General features: G+C 53.4%; 1 protein-coding gene. It reads left to right on the top strand.

Annotated features, from left to right (window positions below):
• Window positions 1–71: 71 nt before the first annotated feature.
• The coding region (locus Q675_RS32465; protein WP_023011673.1) for an IS5 family transposase at window positions 72–644 on the top strand (573 nt) is incomplete at its 3' end.

Below are 644 nucleotides of genomic sequence, written 5' to 3'. Positions count from 1 at the left end.
GGAGGCTCTGAATAAGTCTCCAAAATCAGCGATAATACGGCCATCGTCAATCGCATAGGATCGTTGCCAGCATGGATCAGATCACCTTCTCCGAAGCCGAATACCAGACCAAGAAGCGCAAGACCCGTCGCGAGATCTTTCTGGAACGGATGGACAAGCTGATTCCGTGGAAGCAGTTGGAGAAGAAGGTAGCCCGTTATTACCCGAAGGGCCGGAACGGACGGCCCCCTTATCCGCTGCCTGCCATGCTGCGGGTTCACTGCATGCAGTTGTTCTATAACTTGAGCGATCCGGCCATGGAAGACGCGCTGTACGAGATCGAATCCATGCGGCACTTCGCGGGTCTGAAGCTGGACCGTTTGCCAGATGAGACGACGATTCTCAACTTCCGGCATTTCCTGGAGCAGCACGGTCTTGGCAAGGCGCTGTTTAAAGAGGTGAACAAACACCTGGAGAAAAACGGCTTGATGTTGCGTGAAGGAAGCATCGTAGATGCCACCATCATCTCTGCTCCCAGCTCCACCAAGAACCAAACTGGCAAGCGTGATCCGGAGATGCACCAGACCAGAAAGGGCAACGAATGGCACTTCGGCATGAAAATGCACATTGGTGTCGACGACACGTTCGGTCTGATTCATAGCATT

It is taken from the genome of Marinobacter sp. EN3, from assembly GCF_000475315.1.
Lineage (GTDB): Bacteria > Pseudomonadota > Gammaproteobacteria > Pseudomonadales > Oleiphilaceae > Marinobacter > Marinobacter nauticus.
This window is presented reverse-complemented; position numbering and strand designations above follow the sequence as displayed.